A 26,143-nucleotide genomic window follows, 5' to 3' on the forward strand; every position below is an offset into this window, starting at 1 on the left:
CATCCGCTTGAATGGATGCCATGACCGATGCGCTCGCGGCGTTCTCGGCGGCCACGCGCACGTGGTTCACCGAGGCGTTCCGCGCGCCGACGCCCGTGCAGGCCGGGGCCTGGTCGGCGATCGGGCGCGGCTCGCACGCGCTCGTCGTCGCCCCGACCGGCTCGGGCAAGACGCTGTCGGCCTTCCTCTCGGCCATCGACCGGCTGCACCGCGAGCCCGCTCGTGAGCCGGGCACCCGGGTGGTGTACCTCTCCCCGTTGAAGGCGCTCGGCGTCGACGTCGAACGCAACCTCCGTGCGCCGCTCACGGGCATCGGGCGGGTGGCCGAGCGGCTCGGCGACACCCCGCCGCCGATCACGGTGGGCGTGCGCTCGGGCGACACCCCGGCCGACGAGCGACGCGCGCTGCAGCGGCATCCGCCCGACATCCTCATCACGACGCCCGAGTCGCTCTTCCTCATGCTGACCTCGCAGGCGCGCGAGACGCTCCGTTCCGTCGAGACCGTCATCGTCGACGAGATCCACGCGGTCGCCGGCACCAAGCGCGGCGCCCACCTCGCGGTGACCCTCGAACGCCTCGACGCCCTGCTCGAACGTCCGGCGCAGCGCATCGGCCTCTCGGCCACGGTGCGTCCCGTCGAAGAGGTGGCGCGCTTCCTCTGCGCGAGCGCCCCCGTCGAGATCGTCGCGCCGCCGGCCGACAAGCGCTTCGAGCTGCGCGTCGTCGTGCCCGTCGAAGACATGGCGCAGCTGCCCGCGAGCGACGACGCCACCGGCTCGATCTGGCCGCACGTGGAACAGGCGATCCTTGATCAGGTGCTCGCGAACCGCTCGTCGATCGTCTTCGCGAACTCCCGCCGGCTCGCCGAACGGCTGACGGCGAGGCTCAACGAGCTGCAGCTCGAAGAGGTCGAACGCGAGGAACTGGCCGTCGCGGCCGCCGCCGGCGGGCCGCCGGCGCAGGTCATGGCGCAGTCCGGGCAGACGAGCGGCGCCCCGCCCGTCATCGCCCGGGCGCACCACGGCTCGGTCAGCAAGGAGCAGCGGGCCGAGATCGAGGACGAGCTGAAGTCCGGCCGGCTCCGCTGCGTCGTCGCGACCTCGAGCCTCGAGCTCGGCATCGACATGGGGGCCGTCGACCTGGTCGTCCAGGTCGAGGCGCCGCCCTCGGTGGCGAGCGGCCTGCAGCGCCTCGGTCGCGCCGGCCACCAGGTCGGCGAGGTCTCCCGCGGCGTGATGTTCCCCAAGAACCGGGCCGACCTCGTGCACACCGCGGTCGCCTCCGAGCGCATGCTCGCCGGCGCGATCGAGACGCTCCGGGTCCCCGCCAACCCCCTCGACATCCTCGCTCAGCAGACCATCGCCGCGGCGGCCGTCGACGAGCTCGACGTCGAGGGCTGGTTCGCGACGCTCCGCCGCTCGGCGCCGTTCTCCGCGCTGCCGCGCTCGGCGTACGAGGCGACCCTCGACCTCCTGGCCGGCCGCTACCCGTCCGATCGCTTCGGCGAGCTGCGGCCGCGCCTCGTCTGGCACCGCGAGCAGGGGGTCCTCACCGGCCGCCCCGGCGCGCAGCGGCTCGCGGTGACGAACGGCGGCACCATTCCCGATCGCGGCATGTTCGGCGTGTTCCTCGTCGGCGCCGACGAGGGCGCGGCGCGCCGTGTCGGCGAGCTCGACGAGGAGATGGTGTACGAGTCCCGGGTCGGCGACGTGTTCGCGCTCGGGGCGACGAGCTGGCGCATCCAGGAGATCACCTTCGACCGGGTGAACGTCGTGCCGGCCTTCGGTCAGCCCGGCCGCGTGCCGTTCTGGAAGGGCGATGCGCTCGGCCGTCCAGCGGAGCTCGGCCGGGCGCTCGGGGCGTTCATGCGCGAGCTCGGCGCCGCTGCGGAGTCGCCGGCGCTCGCCCGGCTCCGCGCCGCCGGGCTCGACGACAACGCCGCACGCAATCTCGTCGCCTTCCTCGCCGACCAGGCCCGCGCCACCGGACAGGTGCCGAGCGACCGAACCCTCGTCGTCGAACGCACCCGCGACGAGCTCGGCGACTGGCGCGTCATCCTGCACTCGCCGTTCGGCATGCCCGTGCACGCCCCGTGGGCGCTCGCCGTCGCGGCCCGGGTGCGGGAGCGGCTCGGCGTCGACGGCTCGGCCGTGGCCTCCGACGACGGCATCATCGTGCGGGTGCCCGACACCGGCGTCGACCCGCCCGGCGCGGAGCTCTTCGTCTTCGAGCCGGCCGAGCTCGAGCAGCTCGTCGCCGACGAGGTCGGCGGATCCGCGCTGTTCGCGAGCCGTTTCCGAGAGTGCGCGGCGCGGGCGCTGCTGCTCCCGCAGTACCAGCCCGGCCGCCGCTCGCCGCTCTGGCAGCAGCGGCAGAAGGCCGCCCAGCTCCTCGAGGTCGCGAGCGCGTACCCCACGTTCCCGATCATCCTCGAGACGGTGCGCGAGGTGCTGCAAGACGTCTACGACGTGCCCGGGCTCGTCGAGATCGCCGCAGACGTCGCGGCGCGGCGGGTGCGGCTCGTCGAGGTCACCACGGACACGCCGAGCCCGTTCGCGAGCGCCCTGCTGTTCGGCTACGTCGGCGCGTTCATGTACGAGGGCGACTCGCCGCTCGCCGAGCGCCGGGCCGCCGCGCTCGCGATCGACCAGTCGCTGCTCGGCGAACTGCTCGGCCGCGTCGAGCTGCGCGAGCTCCTCGACCCCGGCGTCATCGACGAGACCGAGGCCGAACTGCAGCGGCTCGCCCCGGATCGCCGGGCCAAGGGCGTCGAAGGCGTCGCCGATCTCCTGCGCGTGCTCGGCCCGCTCCGCGACGACGAGCTCGCGGCCCGGGTCGATGCGGGCACCGACGCCGCGGCCGCCCTGGCCGAGCTGATCGCGGAGCGGCGGGCGGTTCGGGTCTCCTTCGCGGGGGCCGAGTTCGCCGCGGCGGTCGAAGACGTCGGCCGGCTGCGCGACGCGCTCGGGGTGCCCGTGCCGCCGGGAGTCGCCGCGGCCTTCGGCGAGGGCGTCGCCGACCCGCTCGGCGACCTCGTCGGACGGTACGCGCGCACCCACGGGCCCTTCGCGGTCGAGGAGGTCGCCGAGCGCTTCGGCATCGGCGTCGCGGTCGCGCGCGCGGCGCTGCGCCGGCTGGCCGACGAGCGCCGAGTCGTCGAGGGGGAGTTCCGCCCGCACGGCACCGCCACCGAGTGGTGCGACGCCGAGGTGCTGCGTCGGCTCCGCCGTCGCTCGCTCGCGGCGCTCCGGCACGAGATCGAGCCGGTGCCGCAGGAGGCGCTCGCGCGCTTCCTGCCCGCCTGGCAGCACGTGGGCGGCACGCTGCGCGGCCTCGACGGCGTGGTCGCCGTCGTCGAACAGCTCGAGGGCGCCCGCCTGCCCGCCTCGGCCTGGGAGTCCCTCGTGCTGCCGGCTCGGGTGGCCGACTACTCGCCGGCGATGCTCGACGAGCTGATGGCCGCCGGCGAGGTGCTCTGGGCCGGCTCCGGCGCGCTTTCCGGCGACGACGGCTGGGTCACGCTGCACCTGGCCGAGACGGCTCCGCTCACGCTGCCCGCGCCGGCACCGCTCGAGCTCGACCCGGTGCAGCGCGAGCTCCTCGTCGCGCTCGGCTCCGGGGGCGCGTTCTTCTTCCGGCAGCTGGCCGACGCGGTGGGCGCGTTCGGCGAGCTCGAGCACGCACCCGACGACGCCGCACTGGTGGAGGGGCTGTGGGGGCTGGCCTGGTCGGGGCTCGTGACGGGCGACACCTTCGCGCCCGTGCGGGCGCTGGTCGGCGCGGGGCGCAGCGCGCACAAGTCCTCGCGCCCGGCACCGCGGGCGAGGATGCTCCGCGGCCGCGCGCTGCCCCGGGCCACGATGCCGAGCCGCAGCGGGCCGCCGTCGGTCGCGGGCCGCTGGTCGGTGCTCCCCGTCGCCGACGAGGACGCCACCCGCCGCGCGCACGCACTCGGCGAGACGCTGCTCGACCGCTACGGCGTGGTCACCCGGGGCAGCGTCGTCGCCGAGGGCGTGCTCGGCGGCTTCGCGCTCGCCTACAAGACCCTGCGGGGCTTCGAGGACTCGGGCCGGTCACGGCGCGGGTACTTCGTCGAGCGTCTCGGCGCCGCGCAGTTCGCCGCGCCGGGCGCCGTCGACCGGCTCCGCGGCTTCGCGGAGCCCACCGTCGGGCGCGAGGCCGGCGCGCAGGGCCCGCCCGCGCCTCGGGCGTCGGGCGCCGGGGGCGCGGGCGCCCGCGAGGCATCCGCTTCGGCGCCTCGGCCAGTCGCGCTCGCCGCGACCGATCCGGCGAACGCCTACGGCGCAGCGCTGCCCTGGCCGGACCCGCCGGGCGAGAGCTCGCACCGGGCCGCGCGCAAGGCGGGCGCCATCGTCGTGCTCGTCGACGGCGAGCTCGTGCTGTACGTCGAGCGCGGCGGCAAGACCGTGTTGGCGTACCGCGACGACGAGCAGACGCTGCAGGCCGCGGCCACCGCGCTCGCCGAGCTCGTGCGCTCGGGGCGGGTGCGTCGGCTCGCCGTGGAGTCGGTCAACGGCGTCTTCGTGCTGGGCACGCCCTTCGGCCGTGCGCTGAGCGCTGCGGGCTTCGGCGAGACCCCGAAGGGGGTGCGGCTCGATGCCCGAAGGTGACACGGTCTACCGGGCCGCCGCGCGGCTCCGGGAGGCGCTCGCCGGCCGGGTGCTCGTCCGCAGCGACTTCCGCGTGCCGCGCTACGCGACCGCCGACCTCCGCGGCGAACTCGTCGAGCAGGTCGTGAGCCGCGGCAAGCACCTGCTCGTCCGCACGCCGTCGTGGAGCGTCCGCAGCCATCTGAAGATGGAGGGGGAGTGGCGGGTCTACGCGCCCGGCCAGCCCTGGGGTAAGCCCGCCCACCTCGCGCGGCTCGTGCTCGCGAACGACGCGGCCGTCGCGGTGGGCTTCGAACTCGGCGAGGTCGAGCTGCTGCCGCGCGACGCGGAGGACGCGGCCCTCGCCCGGCTCGGCCCCGACCTGCTCGGCGACGACTGGGACCCGCTCGAGGCGAGCGCGAGGCTCGCCGCCCGGGGCGAGCAGCCGATCGCCGTCGCGCTGCTCGACCAGCGCGTGATGGCCGGGCTCGGCAACGTCTACGTGAACGAGCTGTGCTTCCTCCGCGGCATCCGCCCGGAGCGGCCCGTCGCCGAGGCGGGCGACCCGGCGCGGTTCGTCGAGCTGGCGCATCGCCTGATCCGGGCCAACCGCGAGCGCACCGCACGGGTCACCACCGGCGTCGACCGGCGCGGCGCCCGGCTCTGGGTCTACGGGCGGGCCGGGGCGCCGTGCCGCCGCTGCGGCACGCTCGTCGAGCGCGGTGAACTCGGCCGCGGGCGCACCGATTCCGTCACCGACCCGCAGGAGCGGGTGACCTACTTCTGCCCGCACTGCCAGCGCTGAACGGCGCTCCGAGGGACCTCCGAGGGCGCGCGCGGCTCAGCTGACCGGGCCGGTCCACTTCTCGCCGGGGCCCTGCCCGATCGGGTCGGGGATGGGTGAGGTCTCGCGGAAGGCGAGCTGCAGCGAACGCAGGCCGTCGCGCAGCGAGCGGGCGTGCATGTCGCTGATCTCCGGCGCGCCGGCGGTGATGAGTCCGGCGAGGGCGTTGATGAGCTTGCGGGCCTCGTCGAGGTCGAGCTGCGAGTCGGGGTCGTCGGCGAGGCCGACCTTCACGGCGGCGGCGCTCATGAGGTGCACCGCGGCCGTCGTGATCACCTCGACGGCGGGCACCTCGGCGAGGTCGCGGGTGGCGTCGGCGGCCTCGGCCGCGACCGCTGCGGCGTACTGCGCGGCCTCCTCCCCGTGCGAGTGGGCGGCGGGGGGCTCGGCGGAATTGTCGGTCACGGATTTCCTCTGCTAAACTTCTGCGGGCTCCGGGGTTCATCCCCGGTACGAAAGTGGATCTTCTCCCACCCGCGCTGACCGCTCAAGGTTACCGGGTCGTTGCACTCCGCCGGGTCTCGCGAGAGGCCGGGTAGTCAGGGTGCCGCACGAGCCCTCGGAATCCGTTCCGGGGGAGCAGTGCGTGCCAGAGTTTCTGGCAAAGGAGTGCCGCTCTCGTCGTCGGGCGGCATCCGTCTCCCGATCGGCTTCTGAAGAATGCCTTGAGCAGAGGAGACACGCATCAGCGATCCGCGTACCAATGACCGTATCCGCGTCCCCGAGGTCCGTCTCGTGGGTCCTGGCGGAGAGCAGGTCGGCGTCGTGAAGATCGAGGTGGCCCTGCGGCTCGCGCAGGAGGCGGACCTCGACCTCGTCGAGGTCGCACCGAACTCCCGCCCGCCGGTCGTCAAGATCATGGACTACGGCAAGTACAAGTACGAGGCTGCGCAGAAGGCCAAGGAGGCCCGGCGCAATCAGGCGAACACCATCCTCAAAGAGGTCCGGTTCCGCCTCAAGATCGACAAGCACGATTACGAGACCAAGATGAAACGCGCCGTCGGCTTCCTGAAGGCCGGCGACAAGGTCAAGGCGATGATCCTGTTCCGCGGTCGCGAGCAGTCGCGCCCCGAGATGGGCGTCCGCCTGCTGCAGCGCTTCGCCGAGGACGTGGCGGAGTTTGGCACCGTCGAGCACACGCCCACCATCGACGGCCGCAACATGGTCATGGTCATCGCTCCGCTCAAGAACAAGTCCGAGGCCAAGGCCGAGGCGAACGCACAGCGTGCTGCGTCCAAGGCGCGACCGGCCGAGGCCGGCGAGCCCGAGGCGCAGACGGCAGAGTCCGGTACGGACGAAGCCTGACACCCCCGTCCGTCATTCGTGGCGGCAGATCCAAGGAGAACACGAGATGCCGAAGCAGAAGACCCACTCCGGGTCCAAGAAGCGCTTCAAGATCACCGGCAGCGGCAAGATCAAGAAGCAGCAGGCCGGTATGCGCCACAACCTCGAGGGCAAGTCCTCGGTGCGCACCCGCCGCCTGAACCAGGACAAGGTCGCCTCGGCGCCCGACGCCAAGGTCATCAAGAAGCTTCTCGGCCGCTGAGCCGAAGAGACCCGTAAGGAACACACGTCATGGCAAGAGTGAAGCGCGCTGTCAATGCGCACAAGAAGCGTCGGGTCATCCTCGAGCGCGCCGAGGGCTACCGCGGTCAGCGGTCGCGCCTCTACCGCAAGGCGAAGGAGCAGGTCACCCACTCCCTCGTCTACTCGTACAACGACCGCCGCAAGAAGAAGGGCGACTTCCGTCGCCTGTGGATCCAGCGGATCAACGCGGCCTCGCGTGCGAACGGCCTCACCTACAACCGCCTCATCCAGGGCCTTGGCCTGGCCGGCGTCGAGGTCGACCGTCGCATCCTCGCCGAGCTCGCGGTGAACGAGCCCACCGCGTTCGCGGCGCTCGTCGAGACCGCCAAGAAGGCGCTTCCCGCCGACGTCAACGCGCCGTCGGCCGCGTAACGTCGCTTCGGCACCCGAAGGGCCCGGCATCCTGCACAGGATGCCGGGCCCTTCGTCGTGTGCGCCGCTCCCGTCGCCGCGCGGTCCCGGGCGCCCGGATCCGGGCGCCGCGCTCGCTAGGCTGAAGCCATGCTCGAGAACCCCCGTTCGCCGCGCGTCCGCGCCGTGGCGAAGCTCGCGAAGAAGGCCGCCCGCCAGGAGAGCGGACGCTTCCTGCTCGAGGGCCCCCAGGCCGTCGGCGAGGCCCTGACCTTCCGCCCGGAACTCCTGGAGGAACTGTTCGCGACCCCGACGGCGCTCGAGCGCCACCCCGACGTCGCGGAGCGTGCGCGCGAGCACGGCATCGAGGTCGAGTTCGTGACCGAGCAGGTGCTCGAGTCGATGGCCGACACGGTCACCCCGCAGGGCTTCGTCGCCGTGTGCCGGCAGTTCCCGACGGCGGCGAAGGACGTCTTCGCCGCCGGGCCGAAGCTCATCGCCATTCTCGAAGAGGTGCGCGATCCCGGCAATCTCGGCACGATCGTCCGCGCGGCCGACGCGGCCGGCGCCGACGCCGTCATCCTCACCGGCCGCGCGGTCGACCTTTACAACCCGAAGGTCGTGCGCAGTTCCACCGGCTCGATCTTCCACCTGCCCGTCGCGGTGGGCGCCGAGCTCGAGGACGTCGTGACCCGTGCCCGCGCCGGCGGCCTCACCGTGCTCGCCGCCGACGTCAAGGGCGACGACCTGCTCGCCGTGCGCACCGAGGGCCTGCTCGCGCAGCCGACGGCGTGGATCTTCGGCAACGAGGCGCGCGGGCTCGACGATGACAAGCTCGCCCTGTCGGACCGTGCGGTGGTCGTGCCGATCTACGGCAACGCCGAGTCGATGAACCTCGCCACGGCAGCCTCCGTCTGCCTCTACGAGAGCGCCTTCGCGCACCGGAGCTGATCACGAATCGGTAAACCCGCCGGGCGCGCTCTGGCGGTTCGGCGGGCAATGTCCCTAACTTGGGGGGTATGCAGCGCAGCGAACCCGCCCCGGACACGTCGAACTTCTCGGTGCGCCGGGGAGAGCCGCTGGTCGTCGTCGACCACGTCGAGAAGCACTACGGCCAGTTCCACGCGCTGAAGGACGTCTCCCTCAGCGTCGATCGCGGCGAGGTCGTCGTCGTCATCGGGCCGTCGGGCTCGGGCAAGTCGACGCTCTGCCGCACGATCAACCGCCTGGAGACCTTCACCTCGGGCTCGATCCGCATCGACGGCGACGAGCTCCCGAAGGAGGGCAAGGCGCTCGCGGCGCTCCGCGCCGACGTCGGCATGGTCTTCCAGTCTTTCAACCTCTTCGCGCACCTGACGGTGCTCGACAACGTGACGCTCGGGCCGATCAAGGTCAAGCGGCAGTCGAAGGCGGATGCCGAGCGCGCGGCGCGCGTGCTGCTCGAACGGGTCGGCGTCGCCCAGCAGGCCGAGAAGCTGCCCGGTCAGCTCTCCGGCGGTCAGCAGCAGCGCGTCGCCATCGCGCGAGCGCTCGCGATGAACCCGAAGGTGATGCTCTTCGACGAGCCGACGAGCGCTCTCGACCCGGAGATGATCAATGAGGTCCTCGACGTCATGGTCGGCCTCGCCCAGGACGGCATGACGATGATCGTCGTCACCCACGAGATGGGCTTCGCCCGGAAGGCGGCCGACCGGGTCGTCTTCATGGCCGACGGCCAGATCGTCGAGGAGGCCGCGCCCGAGGAGTTCTTTACCGCCCCCAAGAGTGCGCGGGCGAAGGACTTCCTCTCGAAGCTCATCACCCACTGAGACGTCCGCGCCCTGCCGCGGCGACCCGAACGACGATACGAAACCAGGAGGATCACATGCGACGCAGAACACGACTCGCCGGAGCGATCGCCGGCCTCGCGGTCGCGGCACTCGCCCTGACCGGCTGCAACAGCGGGAGCCCCGGAGACCCGAGCGACGGCGCCGGCGACGCGAGCGACGCGCCGCTCTGGGAGGTCGCGAGCGACGTGCAGCTCGAGGGCAGCCCGACCTTCGACGCGATGACGAAGCGCGGCAAGGTCGTCATCGGCGTGAAGAACGACCAGCCCGGCCTCGGCTACGAGGACGCCGCCTCGGGCGAGCGCAGCGGTTTCGACATCGACATCGCGCGCTGGATCGCCGCCTCGCTCGGCTTCGACGAGGACCAGATCGAGTACCAGACGATCCCGTCGGCGAACCGCGAGCAGGCGATCGTGAACGGCGACATCGACTACTACGTCGGCACCTACTCGATCACCGACAAGCGCAAGGAGCAGATCGACTTCGCCGGACCGTACCTCATCACCGGCCAGGGGCTCCTGGTCGCGGCCGACAACGAGGACATCAACGGCCCGGACGACCTGGCCGGCAAGATCGTCTGCTCGGTGACGGGCTCGACGCCGCTGCAGCGCATCCGCGACGAGTACAACCCGGGCGACACCGTCGAGTACGACACGTACTCGCAGTGCGTCGACCAGCTCGTGCAGGGCTCGGTGGACGCCATCACGACCGACGAGGCGATCCTCGCCGGCTACGTGGCGCAGCAGCCCGACGAACTGAAGATCGCGGGGGAGCCGTTCAGCGAGGAGCGCTACGGCGTCGGCATCGCCAAGGGCGACTCCGAGCTGCAGGCGCACATCAACGAGCTCTTCACCGATGGCGGTGACGTGTGGCAGGCGCTCTTCGACGAGCACCTCGCACCCGCCGGCATCAAGGGCGAGCAGCCGGCCGTCGACTGATCCGGCGCGGGCGGGGGCGAACGGCTCCCGCCCGCACCGCCGTCCGACCCGAACCGCGGAGGAGCACGATGGGCATCATCACCGACAATCTCGACCTCTGGTCGTCGACCCTGCTCGGCACCCTCGTGCTGTTCGTCGCGGGCGGGCTGCTCGCGCTCGTCCTTGGCACGCTCGTGGGGGCGATGCGGGTGTCGCCCATCCCCGTCGCGCGGGCGGTCGGCACCTTCTACGTCAATACCATCCGCAACACCCCGCTCACCCTCGTCTTCTTCGCCTTCGCGTTCGCGCTGCCGCCGCTGCTCGGCCTCCGGCTCACCGGCGACGTCTCGCTGACGCTCGCGATCTGCGCGCTCGGCATCTACACCGCCACCTACGTGGCCGAGACGATCCGCTCCGGCATCAACACCGTGCCGGTCGGCCAGGCGGAGGCGGCACGGGCCCTCGGCCTCACCTTCGGGCAGGTGATGACGCTCGTGGTGCTGCCGCAGGCGTTCCGCTCGGTCATCCCGCCGATGATGAGCGTCTTCATCGCCCTGCTGAAGAACACCACGGTCGCGGCGGGCTTCTCCGTCGTGAACCTCGGCTCGATCCGCAGCTACCTCAGCGAGCGCGGCGAGAACCAGTTCGTGGCGATCCTCTGGGTCATGGTCGTCTTCGTCGTGCTCGTGCTGCTGCTCTCCTGGGCGCAGCGAGCGCTCGAGAACCGTTGGAAGGTGGCGCGATGAGCAGCGTCCTGTACGACGTCCCCGGCCCCCGCGCGATCGCGCGGAACCGCATCCTCGGCGTCCTCACCGTGCTCGTGGTGCTCGCCATCCTCGGCTTCATCGTCTGGCGGCTCTGGGACACCGGCCAGTTCTCCGCGGAGAAGTGGGACGCCTTCACCTATACGAACGTCTGGCTGCAGATCGCGCTCGCCACGGGGCGCACCCTCGCCGCCTTCGCCTTCGCCGCCGTCGGCGCGCTCGCCCTCGGCTTCGCGCTCGCGATCGGGCGGCTCAGCGATCACCCGTGGCTGCGCGGTCCGATCGGCGCGGTCGTCGAGGTGCTGCGGGCCGTTCCCGTGCTGGTGTTCATGTTCCTGCTGTACTACGGGCTCCCGGTGCTCGGCATCCGCATGGAGCCGTTCTGGGCGGTCGTCATCGCGCTCATCGCCTACAACGGCTCGGTGCTCGCCGAGGTGATCCGCGCGGGCGTCGAGTCGCTGCCCCGCGGGCAGAGCGAGGCCGGCTATGCGATCGGCCTGCGCAAGGCGGCGGTGATGCGGCTCGTTCTGCTGCCGCAGGCGATCCGCGCGATGATGCCGGTCATCATCGCCCAGCTCGTCGTCACGCTGAAGGACACGGCGCTCGGCTACATCATCACGTACCAGGAGCTGCTGTTCTACGCCCGGTACATCGGCTCGCAGTCGACCTACGGTTCGCCGATCGTGCCGGCGACGATCGTGGTCGGCGCGATCTACATCGCGCTCTGCCTCATCCTCTCCTTCGTGGCGAATCGGGTGGAGCGCCGGCTGCGGCGCACGGCGAAGCTCGGCAAGGGCGTCGCGCCGGCGGACGACGCCATGACGGCGACGCGCGCCGTCGCCGTGCAGGCCGGGCTCGACGACGCCGAGCCGCGCCGCTGAGCGCCCGGCACCGCCTGGTCGCAGCGGCCGACTAGACTCGATCTTCGTGCCAGAGCCCACTGAAATCACCGAGCCCGCGGTCGCCGCGGCCGTCGATGCCGCCCTCGCGGCGATCGCCGCCGCCGACGACTCCGCCGCGCTCAAGCAGGTCCGCGCCGAGCACACCGGCGAGAAGTCGCCGCTCGCTCAGCTGAACGCCCTGCTGCGCAGCGTCCCCAACGAGCAGAAGGCCGCCCTCGGCAAGCTCGTCGGCAGCGCGCGCGGGCGCGTGAACCAGGCGTTCGCGGCCCGTGAGGCGGAGATCACCGCCGCCGAGGCCGAGGCGCGCCTCGCGGCGGAGGCCGTCGACGTGACGGCGCTGCCCTCGCGGGCGGCTGCGGGCGCCAGGCATCCGCTCACCCTGCTCCAGGACCGCGTGGCCGAGATCTTCACCGGCATGGGCTGGGAGATCGCGGAGGGCCCCGAGGTCGAGAGCGAGTGGTTCAACTTCGATGCGCTGAACTTCGACCCCGACCACCCCGCGCGCGCGATGCAGGACACCTTCTTCATCGACCCGCCGGAGCAGCACCTCGTGCTGCGCACGCATACGAGCCCTGTGCAGGTGCGCTCGATGCTCGAGCGCGAGGTGCCGATCTACGTGCTCGCCCCGGGCCGGGTCTACCGCACCGACGAGTTCGACGCCACGCACCTGCCGGTGTTCATGCAGTTCGAGGGGCTCGCCGTCGACCGCGGCCTCACGATGGCGCACCTGAAGGGCACCCTCGACCACTTCGTGAAGTCGGTGTTCGGCGAGGAGGCGAAGATCCGCCTCCGGCCGAGCTACTTCCCGTTCACCGAGCCGAGCGCTGAGCTCGACTTCTGGCATCCGACGTTCAAGGGCGGCGCACGCTGGATCGAGTGGGGCGGCTGCGGCATGGTCCACCCGAACGTGCTCCGCTCCGCGGGCATCGACCCGGAGGTGTACTCGGGCTTCGCGTTCGGCATGGGCATCGAGCGCGGCATCATGCTCCGCAACGACGTCTCGGACATGCGCGAGATGGTCGAAGGCGATATCCGCTTCTCCCAGCAATTCGGAATGGTGGTCTGACGATGCGAGTGCCGCTCAGCTGGCTCGCCGAGTACGTCGAGCTCGTCCCCGGGACGACGCCCGAGGACGTCCACGCCGCCCTCGTGAAGGTCGGCCTCGAAGAAGAAGAGGTGCACGGCTTCGAACTGCAGGGCCCGATCGTCGTCGGCGAGGTCCTCGACTTCGTCGAGGAGCCGCAGTCCAACGGCAAGACGATCCGCTGGTGCCAGGTCCGGGTCGCCCCGGTCGGCGAGACCGCGGCCGACGGCGGGGATGCCGTGCACGGCATCGTCTGCGGGGCCCGCAACTTCTTCCCCGGTGACAAGGTCGTCGTGACGCTGCCCGGCTCGGTGCTGCCCGGGCCGTTCCCGATCGCCGCGCGCAAGACCTACGGGCACGTCTCCGACGGCATGATCGCGTCGGCGCGCGAGCTCGGCCTCGGCGACGACCACGACGGCATCCTGCGGCTCGCGGAGCTCGGCATCGACGCGCCCGTCGGCAGCGACGCGATCGAGCTGCTCGGCCTGAACGACGCCGCGGTCGAGATCAACGTCACGCCGGATCGCGGCTACGCCTTCTCGATCCGCGGGGTCGCGCGCGAGTACGCGCACGCCACGGGGGCCGCCTTCCGCGACCCCGTCGCCCAGTCGGCGCCGGCGGATGCCTCGGGCGAGGCCTTCCCCGTCGTGATCGCCGACGACGCGCCGATCCGCGGTCGCGTGGGCTCCCACGTCTTCGCGACCCGCATCGTGCGGGGGGTCGATCCGGCGCGGCCGACGCCGCCGTGGATGGTCGCACGGCTGAAGCTCGCCGGCGTGCGCTCGCTGTCGCTGCTCATCGACATCACGAACTACGTGATGCTCGAGTTCGGTCAGCCGATGCACGGCTACGACCTCGACACGCTCGTCGGCGGCATCACCGTGCGCCGCGCCCGCGAGGGCGAGACGATCGAGACGCTCGACGGCAAGCAGCGCGCGCTGCACCCCGAGGACCTGCTGATCACCGACGAGGCCGGCCCGATCGGCATCGCCGGGGTGATGGGCGGCGCCCGCACCGAGATGAGCGACACCACCAGGAACGTCCTCATCGAGGCGGCGAACTTCGACACGGTGTCGATCGCCCGCGCCGCCCGCCGGCACAAGCTGCCGAGCGAGGCCTCGCGCCGCTTCGAGCGCGGCGTCGACCCCGAGATCGCCGCGGCCGCCGCGAGCCGGGTCGCCCAGCTCATGGTCGACCTCGCCGGCGGCACCGCCGACCCGGTCGGCGGGCTCATCGACGAGACGCCCGCGCGCGAGCCGATCGCGCTGCCCGACGGCTACGTCTCCGGCCTCATCGGCGTCGAGTACACCGACGCGGAGGTCCGCGACGCCCTGGCCGAGATCGGGGCCCGGGTCGAGGACGCCGAGGGCGGGCTCTCCGTCACCCCGCCGAGCTGGCGCCCCGACCTCACCGGCAAGGCCGAACTCGCCGAGGAGGTGGCCCGGCTCGTCGGGTACCACCGCATTCCCTCCGTGCTGCCGGTCGCGCCTCCCGGGCGCGGGCTCACCCGCGCGCAGCGGCTGCGCAAGCGCACCGCCGACGTGCTCGCCGCGGGCGGCGGCACCGAGGTGCTCGCCTTCCCGTTCGTCACCGAGCACGACAACGCCCTGTTCGGCAGCGTCGACGGCGAGCCCGTCGCCTCGGTGCGCGTCGCGAACGCGCTCGACGCCAGCCGTCCGTTCCTGCGCCGATCGTTGCTGCCGGGGCTCGTCGAGATCGCACGCCGCAACCTGTCGCGCGGGCTCGTCGACCTCGAGCTGTTCGAGCTGGGCCTGGTCTTCCTCCCCGAGTCTGGCCGCGAATACGGCACCGCGGAGCTGCCGGCCGCCGGCGTGCGCCCGAGCGACGCCGAGCTCGCGGCGCTCATCGACGGCATCCCCCCGCAGCCCCGCCACGTCGCGGTGCTGCTCACGGGGGACGTCGTCGCGAAGCAGCCCGGCCAGCCGGCCGTGGCCGCGGGGCTCGCCGACGCCCTCGACGCGGTGCGACGCATCGCACTCGCGACCGGCGGCGAGATCGAGATGGTGCAGGGGCACCACCAGGCGATGCACCCGGGTCGCACCGCGGAGCTCCGGGTCGGCGGCGCCAGCATCGGCTTCGCGGGCGAGCTGCACCCCGCGATCGCCGAGGAGGCCGACCTCCCGCGCGTCGTCGCCGTCGCGGAGCTCGATCTCGACGCGCTCATCGCGGCGAGCGACCGCACGATGGAGGCGAGCCCGCTCGGCACCCACCCCGCCGCGACGCAGGACCTCTCCCTCGTCGTGCCGGTCGAGACGCCGGCCGCCGAGGTCGGCGCCGCCGTGCGCGAGGGCGCCGGCGAGCTCCTCGAGGCGCTGCACCTCGTCGACGACTATCGGGGCCAGGGTGTGGCCGAAGGCAGCAAGAGCCTCACCTTCGCGCTCCGCTTCCGGGCGGCTGACCGCACGCTCACCGCGGCGGAGGCGAGCGAGGCGAAGCTCGCCGGCGCCCGCCTCGCGGCCGAGCGCTTCGGCGCGGCCATCCGCGACTGAGCCGCGGAGCACCGTCCGAACGGCCCCGCCCGGCACCCGCCGGTCGGGGCCGTTCGTCATCCGGCGACTCCCGGTTTGGCATCCCTCCCGCGGAGTCGGTAGGGTCGCAGCATGTCCTCCCTTCGGTCCCTCGCCGCGGCGCAGCCTCTGCGCGCCGCCGCGCTGCGCGACCGACGCCGGGGCGCTCGCCGACGCTAGGCGACCCCGGTGCACGGCGATGCCGCCGTGCACCGGTGTCGCCGGAGCCGACCCACGACCGCTCAGACCTTTAAGGTGGACTCATGACCTACTCCGTCGCCGTCTCCGGCGCGTCCGGCTATGCCGGGGGAGAGATCCTCAGGCTCCTCGCCGATCATCCCGAGTTCGAGGTGCGCACCGTCACCGCGCACCAGAACGCCGGCCAGTCGCTCGTGCAGGTGCAGCCGCATCTGCGCAGCTACACGCATCTCACGCTGCAGGAGACGAGCGCCGCGACCCTCTCCGGTCACGACCTCGTCTTCCTCGCCCTGCCGCACGGCGCCTCCGGCGCGGTGGCGGCGGAGCTCGACGACGACGCCCTCGTCATCGACTGCGGCGCCGACCACCGCCTCGAGAGCGCCGCCGACTGGGCCGCGTTCTACGGCGGCGACTTCCACGGTGCGTGGACCTACGGCGTCCCCGAGCTGCCGCGGCTCTCCGGCACGCAGCGCGACCGGCTCGCGAAGACCCGGCGCATCGCGGCTCCCGGCTGCAACGCGTCGACCGTGGCCCTGTCGCTCGCGCCCGGCATCCGGGCCGGGATCGTCGAACCGACCGACCTCGTGAGCGTCCTCGCCGTCGGTCCGTCGGGCGCGGGAAAGAGCGCGAAGACGCATCTGCTCGCCTCCGAGATCCTCGGCTCCGCGAACCCGTACGCGGTCGGCGGCACGCACCGGCACATCCCCGAGATCCAGCAGGCGCTCCGCTGGGCGGGCGCGGCCGAGCCGACGATCTCGTTCACCCCGGTCATCGTGCCGATGTCCCGCGGCATCCTCGCGACCTCGACCGCGCGCATCGTGCCGGGCACGAGCGCAGCGGCGGTCCGGGCCGCCTGGGAGGACGCGTACGCGGGGGAGCGCTTCGTCCAGCTGCTCCCCGAGGGCCAGTTCCCCCGTACCGCCGACGTGCTCGGGGCGAACACGGCGCTCATGGGCGTCGCCGTCGACGAGGCCGCGGGCCGGGTGGTCGTCGTCACCGCCGTCGACAACCTCGTGAAGGGCACCGCCGGTGCCGCCATCCAGTCCGCCAATCTGGCCCTCGGTCTCGCCGAGTCGACCGGCCTCCCCGTGAACGGAGTCGCCCCGTGACCGTCACCGCCCCCGCAGGATTCGAGGCGGCGGGGATCGCCGCCGGCATCAAGCGCTCCGGCGCGCTCGACCTCGCCGTCGTCGTGAACCGCGGCCCCGCCCAGCAGGCGGCGGTCGTCTTCACCGCGAACCGGGCCCAGGCGAACCCCATCCTCTGGTCGAAGGAGGCGGCGAAGGACGGTCTCGTCTCCGCCGTCGTCCTGAACTCCGGCGGCGCCAACTGCTTCACCGGGCCAGAGGGCTTCCAGGTCGTGCACCGCACCGCCGAGGCCGCGGCCGCGGCGCTCGGCGTGGCCGCCGGCGACGTCCTCGTCTGCTCGACCGGCCTCATCGGCGAGCAGCTCGACGGCGAGATCCTCGAGGAGGGCGTGCTGTCCGCCGTGGCCCGGCTCGGGGCCGACGAGGGCTCCGGCGACGACGCCGCACGCGCCATCATGACGACCGACACGAAGCCGAAGACCGTGATCGTCGAGGGCACCGGCTGGCGCATCGGCGGCATGGCCAAGGGCGCCGGCATGCTGGCGCCCGGCCTCGCGACGATGCTCGTGGTGCTCACGACCGATGCGGTGCTCGACGCCGCGGCGCTCGACCGGGCGCTGCGCAGCGCGACCCGGGTGAGCTTCGACCGGCTCGACTCCGACGGCTGCATGTCGACGAACGACCAGGTCACGCTGCTGTCGAGCGGCGCCTCCGGGGTCGTGCCCGACGAGGCGGAGTTCGCTGACGCCCTCGCCCGGGCCTGCCTCGATCTCGCCGCCCAGCTGCAGGCCGACGCCGAGGGCGCGAGCCACGACATCACCATCGAGGTGCGCGGCGCGGTCACCGAGGACGACGCGGTCGAGGTCGGCCGCTCGGTCGCCCGCAACAACCTCTTCAAAGCGGCGATCTTCGGCAACGACCCGAACTGGGGCCGGGTGCTCGCCGCGATCGGCACCACCACCGCCCCGTTCGACCCCTACCTCGTCGACGTCTCGATGAACGGCGTGCGCGTCTGCCACGCCGGCCGCCCCGACCGCCCGCGCGACGAGGTCGACCTCACGCCGCGCGCGACGCACGTGCTCATCGAGCTGCACAACGGCCCGGCGACGGCGACCATCCTCACCAACGACCTCACGCACGACTACGTGCACGAGAACAGCGCGTACGCGAGTTGAGCATGACCGAGCAGCGCGATACCGGCGCAGACGCGGATGCCGCGTCGAAGGCGCAGACCCTGATCGACTCCCTGCCGTGGCTGAAGCGCTTCCACGGCGAGACGATCGTCGTGAAGTTCGGCGGCAACGCGATGGTGAGCCCCGAGCTCCAGCGCGCCTTCGCCGAGGACATGGTCTACCTCCGCTACGCGGGCGTGAAGCCCGTCGTCGTGCACGGCGGCGGCCCGCAGATCTCCTCGATGCTCGGCCGGCTCGGCATCGAGAGCGAGTTCCGCGGCGGGTACCGGGTGACGACGCCCGAGACGATGGACGTCGTGCGGATGGTGCTCTCCGGGCAGGTGAACCGGGAGCTCGTGAGCCTCATCAACGAGCACGGCCCGCTCGCCTCCGGGCTCTCGGGCGAGGACGCAGGCCTCTTCACCGGCCGCCGCCGCGGTGCCGTCGTCGACGGCGAAGAGGTCGACCTCGGTCTCGTCGGAGACGTGGTCGCGGTCGACCCGGCGCCCGTGCTCGCGCAGCTCGCGGCGGGGCAGATCCCGGTGGTCTCCTCGATCGCACCCGACGGCGACCACCCCGGGCAGTCGCTCAACGTGAACGCCGACTCCGCGGCCGCCTCGCTGGCGGTCGCGCTGGGCGCGGCGAAGCTCGTCATCCTGACCGACGTCGCCGGCCTCTACCGCGATTGGCCGAACCGCGACTCGCTCGTCTCGATGATCGACGCCGACGAGCTCGCGGCGCTGCTGCCCTCGCTCGAGTCCGGCATGATCCCGAAGATGACCGCGTGCCTCGAAGCCGTGCACGGCGGGGTCGCGAAGGCCGCGATCATCGACGGCCGGGAGCCGCACTCGATCCTGCTCGAGGTGTTCACCACCCAGGGTTCCGGCACGGAGGTCGTGCCGGCGACGACGAAGGAGACCGCGGCATGACCGCCTGGCAGCCGCGCTTCGAAGCGCGCATCATGCGCTCGATCGGGCTTCCGCTCGCGAAGCTCGAGCGGGGCGAGGGCGCGTGGGTCTGGGACGACCAGGGCACCCGCTACCTCGATTTCCTCGCCGGGATCGCCGTCAACGCCCTCGGTCACGCGCACCCGGTGTTCGTGCAGGCCGTCTCCGAGCAGGCGGCGAAGCTCGCGCACGTCTCGAACTACTTCACGACCGAACCGGCGCTCGAGCTCGCCGAGCGGATCGTGCGACTCGCCGGCGCGGGCGACGAGGGCCGGGCCTGGTTCGGCAACTCGGGCGCCGAGGCGAACGAGGCCGCGTTCAAGCTCGCCCGGCTCAACAACGGGGGCGGTGGCCGTACGCGGGTGCTCGCGCTCGTCGACGCGTTCCACGGGCGCACCATGGGCTCCCTCGCTCTCACCGGCAAGCCGCAGATGCGGCAGGCCTTCGAGCCGCTGCCCGGCGGCGTCGAGCACCTCCCCGCGACGATCGAGGCGCTCGAGGCCGCCGTTGACGACGCGGTCTCCGCGCTCATCCTCGAGCCGATCCAGGGCGAGGCCGGCGTGGTCGAGCTGCCGGAGGGCTACCTCGAGGCCGCCCGGGAGCTCACCAGCCGGCACGGCGCGCTGCTCATCGTCGACGAGATCCAGACCGGGGCGGGCCGCACCGGCGCCTGGTTCGGCTTCCAGCACGCGGGCATCACGCCCGACGCGATCACGGTCGCGAAGGGCATCGGCGGCGGGTTCCCGATCGGCGGCCTCGTGACCTTCGGCCACGCCTCCGAGCTCTTCCAGAAGGGCATGCACGGCTCGACCTTCGGCGGCAACCCGCTCGCGACCGCGGTCGCGAACGCGGTGCTCGGCGAGATCGAGCGCGCCGGTCTCGTCGAGAACGCCGCGCGGCGCGGGATCGAGCTGCGCGAGCGCGTGCTCGGCCTCGGCTCGCCGCTCGTCTCGGGCGTGCGCGGGCGCGGGCTCCTCGTCGGCGTCGGCCTCGCCGGGCCGGCGGCCCAGGCCGTCGTCGCCGCGGCGATGCGCGAGGGCCTCATCGTGAACGCCGCCAACGACCACACCATCCGGATCGCGCCGCCGCTCACGATCGGCGACGCGGAGCTCGACGAGTTCGAGGCGCGGTTCGGCCGCGCGCTCGACGCCGTCGCCGGATGACCGCACGCAACGAACGGATGCCGATGACCCGCCACTTCCTCCGCGACGACGACCTGAGCCCCGCCGAGCAGGCCGAGGTGCTCGAACTGGCCGCCCGGCTCAAGGCCGACCCCTACGCCGAGCGCCCGCTCGCCGGCCCGCAGACGGTCGCCGTGCTCTTCGACAAGACCTCCACCCGCACCCGCGTCTCCTTCTCGGTGGGCATCGCCGATCTCGGCGGGGTGCCCCTCGTGATCAGCTCCAGCGAGAGCCAGCTGGGCGGCAAGGAGTCGGTCGCCGACACCGCCCGAGTCCTCGAGCGGATGGTCGCGGCGGTCGTGTGGCGCACCTACGCGCAGTCGGGTCTCGAGGAGATGGCGGCGGGCACCACCGTGCCCGTCGTGAACGCCCTCTCCGACGACTTCCACCCCTGCCAGATCCTCGCGGACCTGCAGACGGTGCGCGAGCGCAAGGGCGAGCTCGCCGGGCTCACCCTCGCCTACTTCGGCGACGGGGCGAACAACATGGCCCACTCGTACCTGCTCGGCGGCGCGACGGCCGGCATGCACGTGCGCATCGCCGCCCCGGCGGACTACGCCCCGCGGGCCGACCTCGTCGCCGACGCGGAGCGCATCGCCGCGCAGACGGGCGGCTCGGTGACCGTGACGACGGATGCCTCGGCCGCGGCTCGCGGCGCCGACGTGATCGTGACCGACACCTGGGTCTCCATGGGTCAGGAGAGCGAGAAGGCCGAGCGGCTCGCGACCTTCGGCGACTACCGGGTGACCGCACGGCTCATGGCCGAGGCCGACGCGGAGGCGGTGTTCCTGCACTGCCTGCCCGCGTACCGCGGGGTCGAGGTCGACGCCGAGGTCATCGACGGGCCGCAGTCCGTCGTCTGGGACGAGGCCGAGAACCGGCTGCACGCGCAGAAGGCGCTGCTGGCCTGGCTGCTCGCGAAGCAGGAGGAGGCACGATGACCGACGGCACGAACGCGGAGGCCCACGGCACGAACGAGGGCTCGCTCTGGGGGGCTCGCTTCGCGAGCGGCCCCGCGCCGGAGCTCGCGCGGCTCTCGAAGTCGACGCACTTCGACTGGCAGCTCGCCCGCTACGACCTCGCCGGGTCCCGGGCGCACGCCCGTGCGCTCGCCGCTGCGGGCTACCTGCAGCCGGCCGAGCTCGACGGCATGCTCGCGGGCCTCGACGCGCTCGAGGCGCGCATCGAGACGGGCGAGCTCGTGGCCGCCGAGTCCGACGAGGACGTGCACGGCGCGCTCGAAGCGGCGCTCATCGAGGTCGTCGGCCCCGAGCTCGGCGGCAAGCTCCGCGCCGGCCGCAGCCGCAACGACCAGATCGCGACGCTCGTGCGGCTGTATCTGAAGGATCACGCCGCCGTCATCGGCCGCGAACTGGTGCACCTCATCGACGCGCTCGTCGCGCAGGCCGACGCGCACCCCGCGGCGATCATGCCGGGTCGCACGCACCTGCAGCACGCGCAGCCGGTGCTGCTCGCGCATCACCTGCTCGCGCACGGCTGGGCGCTGTCGCGCGACCTCGAGCGACTCGTCGACTGGACGAAGCGCGCCGACGTCTCGCCGTACGGCGGGGGAGCGCTGGCGGGCTCGACCCTCGGGTTGGACGCCGCGGCCGTGGCGAGCGACCTCGGCCTCGCGAGCCCCGCGCCGAACTCGATCGACGGCACGGCGAGCCGCGACGTCGTCGCGGAGTTCGCCTTCGTCGCCGCCCTCATCGGCATCGACCTCTCGCGCATCTCCGAGGAGATCATCCTCTGGAACACCCGCGAGTTCGGCTTCGTGACCCTCGACGACGGCTATTCGACGGGCTCGTCGATCATGCCGCAGAAGAAGAACCCCGACATCGCGGAGCTCGCTCGCGGCAAGTCCGGCCGCCTCATCGGCAACCTCACCGGCCTGCTCGCGACGCTGAAGGCGCTGCCGCTCGCCTACAACCGCGACCTCCAGGAGGACAAGGAGCCCGTCTTCGACTCGGTCGAGACGCTCGAGGTGCTCCTGCCGGCCTTCACCGGCATGGTCGCGACGCTCACCTTCCACACCGAGCGGATGGCCGAGCTCGCGCCCGCCGGCTTCTCCCTGGCGACGGATGTCGCCGAGTGGCTGGTGAAGCGCCACGTGCCGTTCCGCGACGCGCACGAGATCACGGGCGCGCTCGTCCGTGCTGCGGAGGAGCGCGGGCTCGGCCTCGAGGATCTCGACGACGCCCAGCTCGCCGCGGTCTCGCCGCACCTGGTCCCCGAGGTACGCGAGGTGCTCTCGGTCGAGGGCTCGGTCGCGAGCCGCGACGGCATCGGCGGCACGGCGCCCGCGCGCGTCGCCGAGCAGCTGTCGGCGCTCGCCGATCGCGTGCGGCAGCTCGTCGGGCAGCTCCCGGAGGCGGTGCGCTGAGCGAGCTCATGACGGTGCCGCGCTCGTTCTTCGAGCGCGACCCCGTCGAGCTCGCGCCGCTGCTGCTCGGTGCCGTGCTCAGCCATGACACGGCCGACGGCCGGGTCGCGATCCGCCTCTCCGAGGTGGAAGCGTACCGCGGCGTCGGCGAGGATCCCGGCTCGCACTCCAACCGGGGCCTCACGCCGCGCACCGCGGTGATGTTCGGCGAGGCCGCGCACCTCTACGCCTACTTCAGCTACGGCATGCACACCTGCCTGAACATCGTGTGCCGGTCCGCGGGCGAGGCCTCGGCCGTGCTGCTTCGCGGCGCCACCGTGGTCGAAGGGATCGAGCTCGCGCGGGTGCGTCGCGCCGGGGCGGCGGATCGTGACCTCGCCCGGGGGCCGGCGCGGCTGTCGATCGCCCTCGGCGTGCCGCTCACGGCGACGGGGGCGGATCTGCTGGCGCCGCCGTTCGAGCTTCGGGTGCCGAGCGCACCCGTCCCGTTCGAGACGGGACCGCGCACCGGCGTGAACGGGGCGGGCGGCGGAGCCGCGTATCCGTGGCGGTTCTGGATTCCGGGGGATCCCGGCGTCTCCCCGTACCGCAGGCACGCCGGCGCGCACGCCTGAGCGGGCTCGCGCCCGGATTCAGCGCAGCACGAGGTGCGCGACGAGCCCGGCCGCGGCGGCCCAGATGAGGCTCGCGAGGGTGCCGATGATGAAGCGCTCCCGCGCCTCGGGGGCCTCGAGCTCGGTGAATCGGCCGACGCCCTTCACCGCGACGACGATCGCGAGCGCCTCGGGGAAGCCGGCGACGATCGCCCCCGCCGTCGCGAGCCGTTCGAGCACGCCGATGGTGCGCCCGCCGCGCAGCACCTCGCGCTGCGCCGAACGCGCGCCCGCGGCATCCTCGCCGTGCTTGGCGTCCACGAGGATGCCGCCGTGCAGCCCTTGCCGCACCGAGCCGCCCATCGCGAGGTCGAGCGCGACGGCGGCTGCGGGGCCGCCGCCGAAGACGGCGACGGCGATCGCGGCCGCGGACGTCAGCACGCCGACGCCGAGTGGGGCCGGGGAGGGCAAGCTCGCCGCCGCGACGAGCGCGAGCGCGAGCGCCCCGGCCGCGAGCCACAGGTGCAGGCGTCGCGGCCGCCAGTAGGCGAGTACCGCGAAGACGGTCGCCGCGCCCAACGAGAGCGCGAGCACGATCCAGCCGAGCAGCTCGGCGAAGTACCAGGTGGTCACGGTCGTCCTTCCATCGGAGCGTCGGAGCCGGACGCGGCGTCCAAGAGTTCGAGCAGTCGGGCGAGCGCGGGGAGGGCGTCGAGCTCGGTGCGGATGTTCGCCGACTTCATCCTCGCGCTGATCGCGGGGGCGCTCACACCGAGCTCGTCGGCGATGTCGGTCTGGCGTGCGCCGTCGCGCAGTCGGTCGTAGACTTCCCAGCCTTCGGGGGAGCGCCGGTCGCGCAGCACGAGGGCGAGCCGGAAGAGCGCCTCGACGTGGGCGGCGTCGGGCGAAGAGGCGCCGATGGCGAAGCGCGGCGAGCTCTTCTTCGCGCGCTCGACCGCGTCCCGCGCCGCGAAGAACGCCGCCCCGCTCGCCTCGCGGATGTCGTCGGGCAACGGTTCGCGCACCTCGCCGACGCCGACGCCGACGCTCCAGTCGCCGGTCCGCAGAAGCTCGAGCACGATGTCGACGACCACGGCCGCATCGTCGCTCAGCAGTTGCAGCTCGTCACCGGCGTTCCGTGCGACGGGCAGCAGCAGATGGTCGCCGTACACGGCCTGCAGACGGTCGCGTTCGCCGGCGGTGAGATCGGGCCGCGTTCGGCTCGCGACCTGGTCGGCGGTGACGACGATCATGGTGCTCCTCGCGGTGGGGACGAGCGGCCGGAGCGGCCGCGCCAGCCACCATAAGGATAGAGCATTAATCGTTGACCAGTTAGTGATCCATCCTGAATCTCTGCGCTGGTAGCCTGACGTGGTGTCAGATCCCGAGATCCTCGCAACCCAGCAGAACGACGCCTCCTTCGAGGACGTCTGGGACGAGCTCGTCTGGCGCGGCCTCGTGCACGTGTCGACCGACCAGGCTGCGCTGAAAGAGCTCCTTTCCGGCGAGCCGATCACGTATTACTGCGGGTTCGACCCGACCGCGCCGAGCCTGCACCTCGGCAACCTCGTGCAGCTGCTCACGATGCGCCGGCTCCAGTTGGCCGGTCACCGGCCCCTCGGGCTGGTGGGGGGATCGACGGGGCTCATCGGAGACCCCCGCCCCACGGCGGAGCGGGTGCTGAACACGAAGGAGACCGTCTCCGAGTGGGTGGGCTTCCTGCAGGCACAGGTCAGCCGCTTCCTCTCGGCGGAAGGGCCGAACGCCGTCCGGCTCGTCAACAACCTCGACTGGACGGCCGGCCTCAGCGCGATCGACTTCCTGCGCGACATCGGCAAGCACTACCGCGTCGGCACCATGCTCAAGAAGGACGCGGTGGCCTCGCGGCTGAACTCGGACGCGGGCATCAGCTACACCGAGTTCAGCTACCAGATCCTGCAGGGCTACGACTACCTCGAGCTCTTCCGCCAGTACGACTGCGTGCTGCAGACGGGCGGCAGTGACCAGTGGGGCAACCTCACGAGCGGCACGGACCTCATCCACCGCGTCGAGAGCGCCTCGGTGCACGCGATCGGCACCCCGCTCATCACGAACGCCGACGGCACGAAGTTCGGCAAGAGCGAGGGCAACGCCATCTGGCTCGACCCGGCCATGTGCAGCCCGTACCGCTTCTACCAGTTCTGGCTCAACACCGACGACGCCGACGTGGTGCAGCGCCTCAAGGTGTTCACGTTCCTCAGCCGCGCCCGGATCGAGGAGCTCGCGGAGCTCGTCGAGCGGGAGCCGTTCCGTCGCGAGGCGCAGCGGGTGCTGGCGCACGAGGTGACCACGATGGTGCATGGAGCGGAGGCCACCGCTGCAGTCATCGCCGCGTCGCAGGCGCTGTTCGGTCAGGGCGAGCTGTCGGAACTGGATGCCGCGACCCTCGAATCGGCGCTGCGCGAGCTGCCCAACACGACGACCTCGCCCGAGACGCCGATCGCCCAGCTGCTCGTGGACACCGGACTGGTCTCGAGCGCGAGCGAAGCACGCCGCGCGATCGCCCAGGGCGGGGTCTCGCTCGACAACGTCCGTGTCGACGACGAGAAGGCGACCCTCGAAGGACGCGTCGCGCCGGGAGGCATGGCCGTGCTCCGGCGTGGCAAGAAGACTCTCGCGGGCGTCTTCGTCCTCTGAGCGGCCCGAATTCGCGAACCGGCCCCGCATCCGTCTCGGATGCGGGGCCGTTTCACGTCCGGGGAGCCGACGTCGAGTCTGCCTCGCTTCCCGGGTCCGTGTGACGCGGAATGGGCGCTGATCCGGGACTTTCCCACTGGATACCGACCGCGTGACCGCGCGACACGCCCGGGATGCGGGGCGAAGTTGCGGGGAGGTGGCGATCTCCGTAAAGTATTCATCTGTTGCCCCACAGCAGCGGGAAGAGCGAGAAGCTCACCGACGCAAGGTGGCAGAACAATCCCGAGACATGAAGGTTCGTCCTTCTGCTCTCGAAGCATTCGGTTCCGTCCTTTCAGGATGCCCGAGTGAAGAACGATTGCTCCGAATGAGCGGCGTCTGACGTCGTGAAGCGGGTGCGTCCGTTTCTTGAGAACTCAACAGCGTGCACTATGTTCAATGCCAATTTATTGAACCCCAGCCTGCTTTGGCAGGTGGGATTCCTTTGAT

At 72.4% G+C, this 26,143-nt stretch carries 23 protein-coding genes; 20 read left to right on the top strand and 3 right to left on the bottom strand.

All coding sequences use genetic code 11. The features are described 5' to 3' along the window. Positions 1-20: 20 nt before the first annotated feature. Positions 21-4,631: an ATP-dependent helicase gene (locus tag ACFWE1_RS10950; RefSeq protein WP_376933478.1), complete on the top strand. Its 4,611-nt coding sequence runs from the start codon at positions 21-23 to the stop codon at positions 4,629-4,631. Continuing rightward, positions 4,618-5,415 carry a DNA-formamidopyrimidine glycosylase family protein gene (locus ACFWE1_RS10955; protein WP_376933479.1) on the top strand — a complete coding sequence of 266 codons (798 nt, stop codon included), beginning with the start codon at positions 4,618-4,620 and terminating at the stop codon, positions 5,413-5,415. Before ACFWE1_RS10950 ends, ACFWE1_RS10955 begins: the two co-directional genes overlap by 14 nt. 36 nt (positions 5,416-5,451) lie before the next feature. Here the strand turns inward: ACFWE1_RS10955 and ACFWE1_RS10960 are convergent, their stop codons facing one another. Then, positions 5,452-5,859: a DUF1844 domain-containing protein gene (locus ACFWE1_RS10960; protein WP_376933480.1), complete on the bottom strand. Its 408-nt coding sequence runs from the start codon at positions 5,857-5,859 to the stop codon at positions 5,452-5,454. A gap of 279 nt (positions 5,860-6,138) precedes the next feature. Here ACFWE1_RS10960 and infC point away from each other — a divergent pair, with 279 nt between their 5' ends. From infC to ACFWE1_RS11045, 17 genes are all read left to right on the top strand, one after another. After that, the gene (infC, locus tag ACFWE1_RS10965) at positions 6,139-6,759 is read left to right on the top strand and encodes a translation initiation factor IF-3 (RefSeq protein ID WP_189086189.1); all 621 of its coding nucleotides are present in this window, start codon (positions 6,139-6,141) and stop codon (positions 6,757-6,759) included. A 46-nt stretch (positions 6,760-6,805) separates the two neighbouring features. Further along, entirely contained in the window at positions 6,806-7,000 is a 195-nt protein-coding gene (gene rpmI, locus ACFWE1_RS10970; RefSeq protein ID WP_189086014.1) for a 50S ribosomal protein L35, read from the top strand. 29 nt (positions 7,001-7,029) lie between these two features. Next, a complete protein-coding gene (rplT, locus tag ACFWE1_RS10975; RefSeq protein WP_189086013.1) occupies positions 7,030-7,413 on the top strand; it encodes a 50S ribosomal protein L20 in 384 nt (127 codons plus the stop codon). Positions 7,414-7,542: 129 nt separating this feature from the next. Next, the gene (locus ACFWE1_RS10980; protein ID WP_376933481.1) at positions 7,543-8,343 is read left to right on the top strand and encodes a TrmH family RNA methyltransferase; all 801 of its coding nucleotides are present in this window, start codon (positions 7,543-7,545) and stop codon (positions 8,341-8,343) included. Between the two features lie 68 nt (positions 8,344-8,411). Then, positions 8,412-9,200, top strand: coding sequence for an amino acid ABC transporter ATP-binding protein (locus ACFWE1_RS10985; protein ID WP_372458696.1), 789 nt, complete (start codon positions 8,412-8,414; stop codon positions 9,198-9,200). A gap of 56 nt (positions 9,201-9,256) precedes the next feature. Further along, complete coding sequence (locus ACFWE1_RS10990; RefSeq protein WP_376933482.1) at positions 9,257-10,156, top strand: glutamate ABC transporter substrate-binding protein; 900 nt, start codon at positions 9,257-9,259, stop codon at positions 10,154-10,156. Between the two features lie 68 nt (positions 10,157-10,224). Then, positions 10,225-10,881 (top strand): amino acid ABC transporter permease, encoded by a 657-nt coding sequence (locus ACFWE1_RS10995; RefSeq protein WP_189086010.1) that lies wholly within the window; start codon positions 10,225-10,227, stop codon positions 10,879-10,881. Continuing rightward, entirely contained in the window at positions 10,878-11,780 is a 903-nt protein-coding gene (locus ACFWE1_RS11000) for an amino acid ABC transporter permease (RefSeq protein ID WP_376933483.1), read from the top strand. The genes ACFWE1_RS10995 and ACFWE1_RS11000 overlap by 4 nt, the downstream gene beginning before the upstream one ends. Before the next feature lie 46 nt (positions 11,781-11,826). After that, positions 11,827-12,867 carry a phenylalanine--tRNA ligase subunit alpha gene (gene pheS, locus ACFWE1_RS11005; RefSeq protein ID WP_376933484.1) on the top strand — a complete coding sequence of 347 codons (1,041 nt, stop codon included), beginning with the start codon at positions 11,827-11,829 and terminating at the stop codon, positions 12,865-12,867. A 2-nt stretch (positions 12,868-12,869) separates the two neighbouring features. Continuing rightward, positions 12,870-15,395 carry a phenylalanine--tRNA ligase subunit beta gene (gene pheT / locus ACFWE1_RS11010; protein WP_376933485.1) on the top strand — a complete coding sequence of 842 codons (2,526 nt, stop codon included), beginning with the start codon at positions 12,870-12,872 and terminating at the stop codon, positions 15,393-15,395. A gap of 281 nt (positions 15,396-15,676) precedes the next feature. After that, a complete protein-coding gene (gene argC, locus ACFWE1_RS11015) occupies positions 15,677-16,720 on the top strand; it encodes an N-acetyl-gamma-glutamyl-phosphate reductase (protein WP_376933486.1) in 1,044 nt (347 codons plus the stop codon). Then, the gene (gene argJ, locus ACFWE1_RS11020) at positions 16,717-17,874 is read left to right on the top strand and encodes a bifunctional glutamate N-acetyltransferase/amino-acid acetyltransferase ArgJ (protein WP_376933487.1); all 1,158 of its coding nucleotides are present in this window, start codon (positions 16,717-16,719) and stop codon (positions 17,872-17,874) included. Before argC ends, argJ begins: the two co-directional genes overlap by 4 nt. A gap of 2 nt (positions 17,875-17,876) precedes the next feature. Further along, a complete protein-coding gene (gene argB, locus ACFWE1_RS11025) occupies positions 17,877-18,800 on the top strand; it encodes an acetylglutamate kinase (RefSeq protein ID WP_243568610.1) in 924 nt (307 codons plus the stop codon). Beyond that, positions 18,797-19,981, top strand: a complete 1,185-nt coding sequence (locus tag ACFWE1_RS11030; RefSeq protein ID WP_376933488.1) for an acetylornithine transaminase — start codon at positions 18,797-18,799, stop codon at positions 19,979-19,981. Before argB ends, ACFWE1_RS11030 begins: the two co-directional genes overlap by 4 nt. Before the next feature lie 23 nt (positions 19,982-20,004). After that, the gene (gene argF / locus ACFWE1_RS11035; RefSeq protein ID WP_376933506.1) at positions 20,005-20,940 is read left to right on the top strand and encodes an ornithine carbamoyltransferase; all 936 of its coding nucleotides are present in this window, start codon (positions 20,005-20,007) and stop codon (positions 20,938-20,940) included. Continuing rightward, positions 20,937-22,385 (top strand): argininosuccinate lyase, encoded by a 1,449-nt coding sequence (argH, locus tag ACFWE1_RS11040; protein WP_376933489.1) that lies wholly within the window; start codon positions 20,937-20,939, stop codon positions 22,383-22,385. The genes argF and argH overlap by 4 nt, the downstream gene beginning before the upstream one ends. Positions 22,386-22,393: 8 nt before the next feature. Further along, positions 22,394-22,999, top strand: coding sequence for a DNA-3-methyladenine glycosylase (locus tag ACFWE1_RS11045; protein ID WP_376933490.1), 606 nt, complete (start codon positions 22,394-22,396; stop codon positions 22,997-22,999). 18 nt (positions 23,000-23,017) lie between these two features. On the opposite strand, the gene ACFWE1_RS11050 is transcribed toward ACFWE1_RS11045, so the two are convergent. Beyond that, positions 23,018-23,611, bottom strand: coding sequence for a hypothetical protein (locus ACFWE1_RS11050; protein ID WP_376933491.1), 594 nt, complete (start codon positions 23,609-23,611; stop codon positions 23,018-23,020). Continuing rightward, the gene (locus ACFWE1_RS11055; protein ID WP_376933492.1) at positions 23,608-24,231 is read right to left on the bottom strand and encodes a DNA-binding protein; all 624 of its coding nucleotides are present in this window, start codon (positions 24,229-24,231) and stop codon (positions 23,608-23,610) included. Before ACFWE1_RS11055 ends, ACFWE1_RS11050 begins: the two co-directional genes overlap by 4 nt. A 121-nt stretch (positions 24,232-24,352) precedes the next feature. Between ACFWE1_RS11055 and tyrS the strand changes: the two genes are divergently transcribed. After that, the gene (tyrS, locus tag ACFWE1_RS11060; protein ID WP_376933493.1) at positions 24,353-25,654 is read left to right on the top strand and encodes a tyrosine--tRNA ligase; all 1,302 of its coding nucleotides are present in this window, start codon (positions 24,353-24,355) and stop codon (positions 25,652-25,654) included. Positions 25,655-26,143: the final 489 nt, after the last annotated feature.

Source organism: Agromyces sp. NPDC060279, assembly GCF_042726785.1.
Lineage (GTDB): Bacteria > Actinomycetota > Actinomycetes > Actinomycetales > Microbacteriaceae > Agromyces.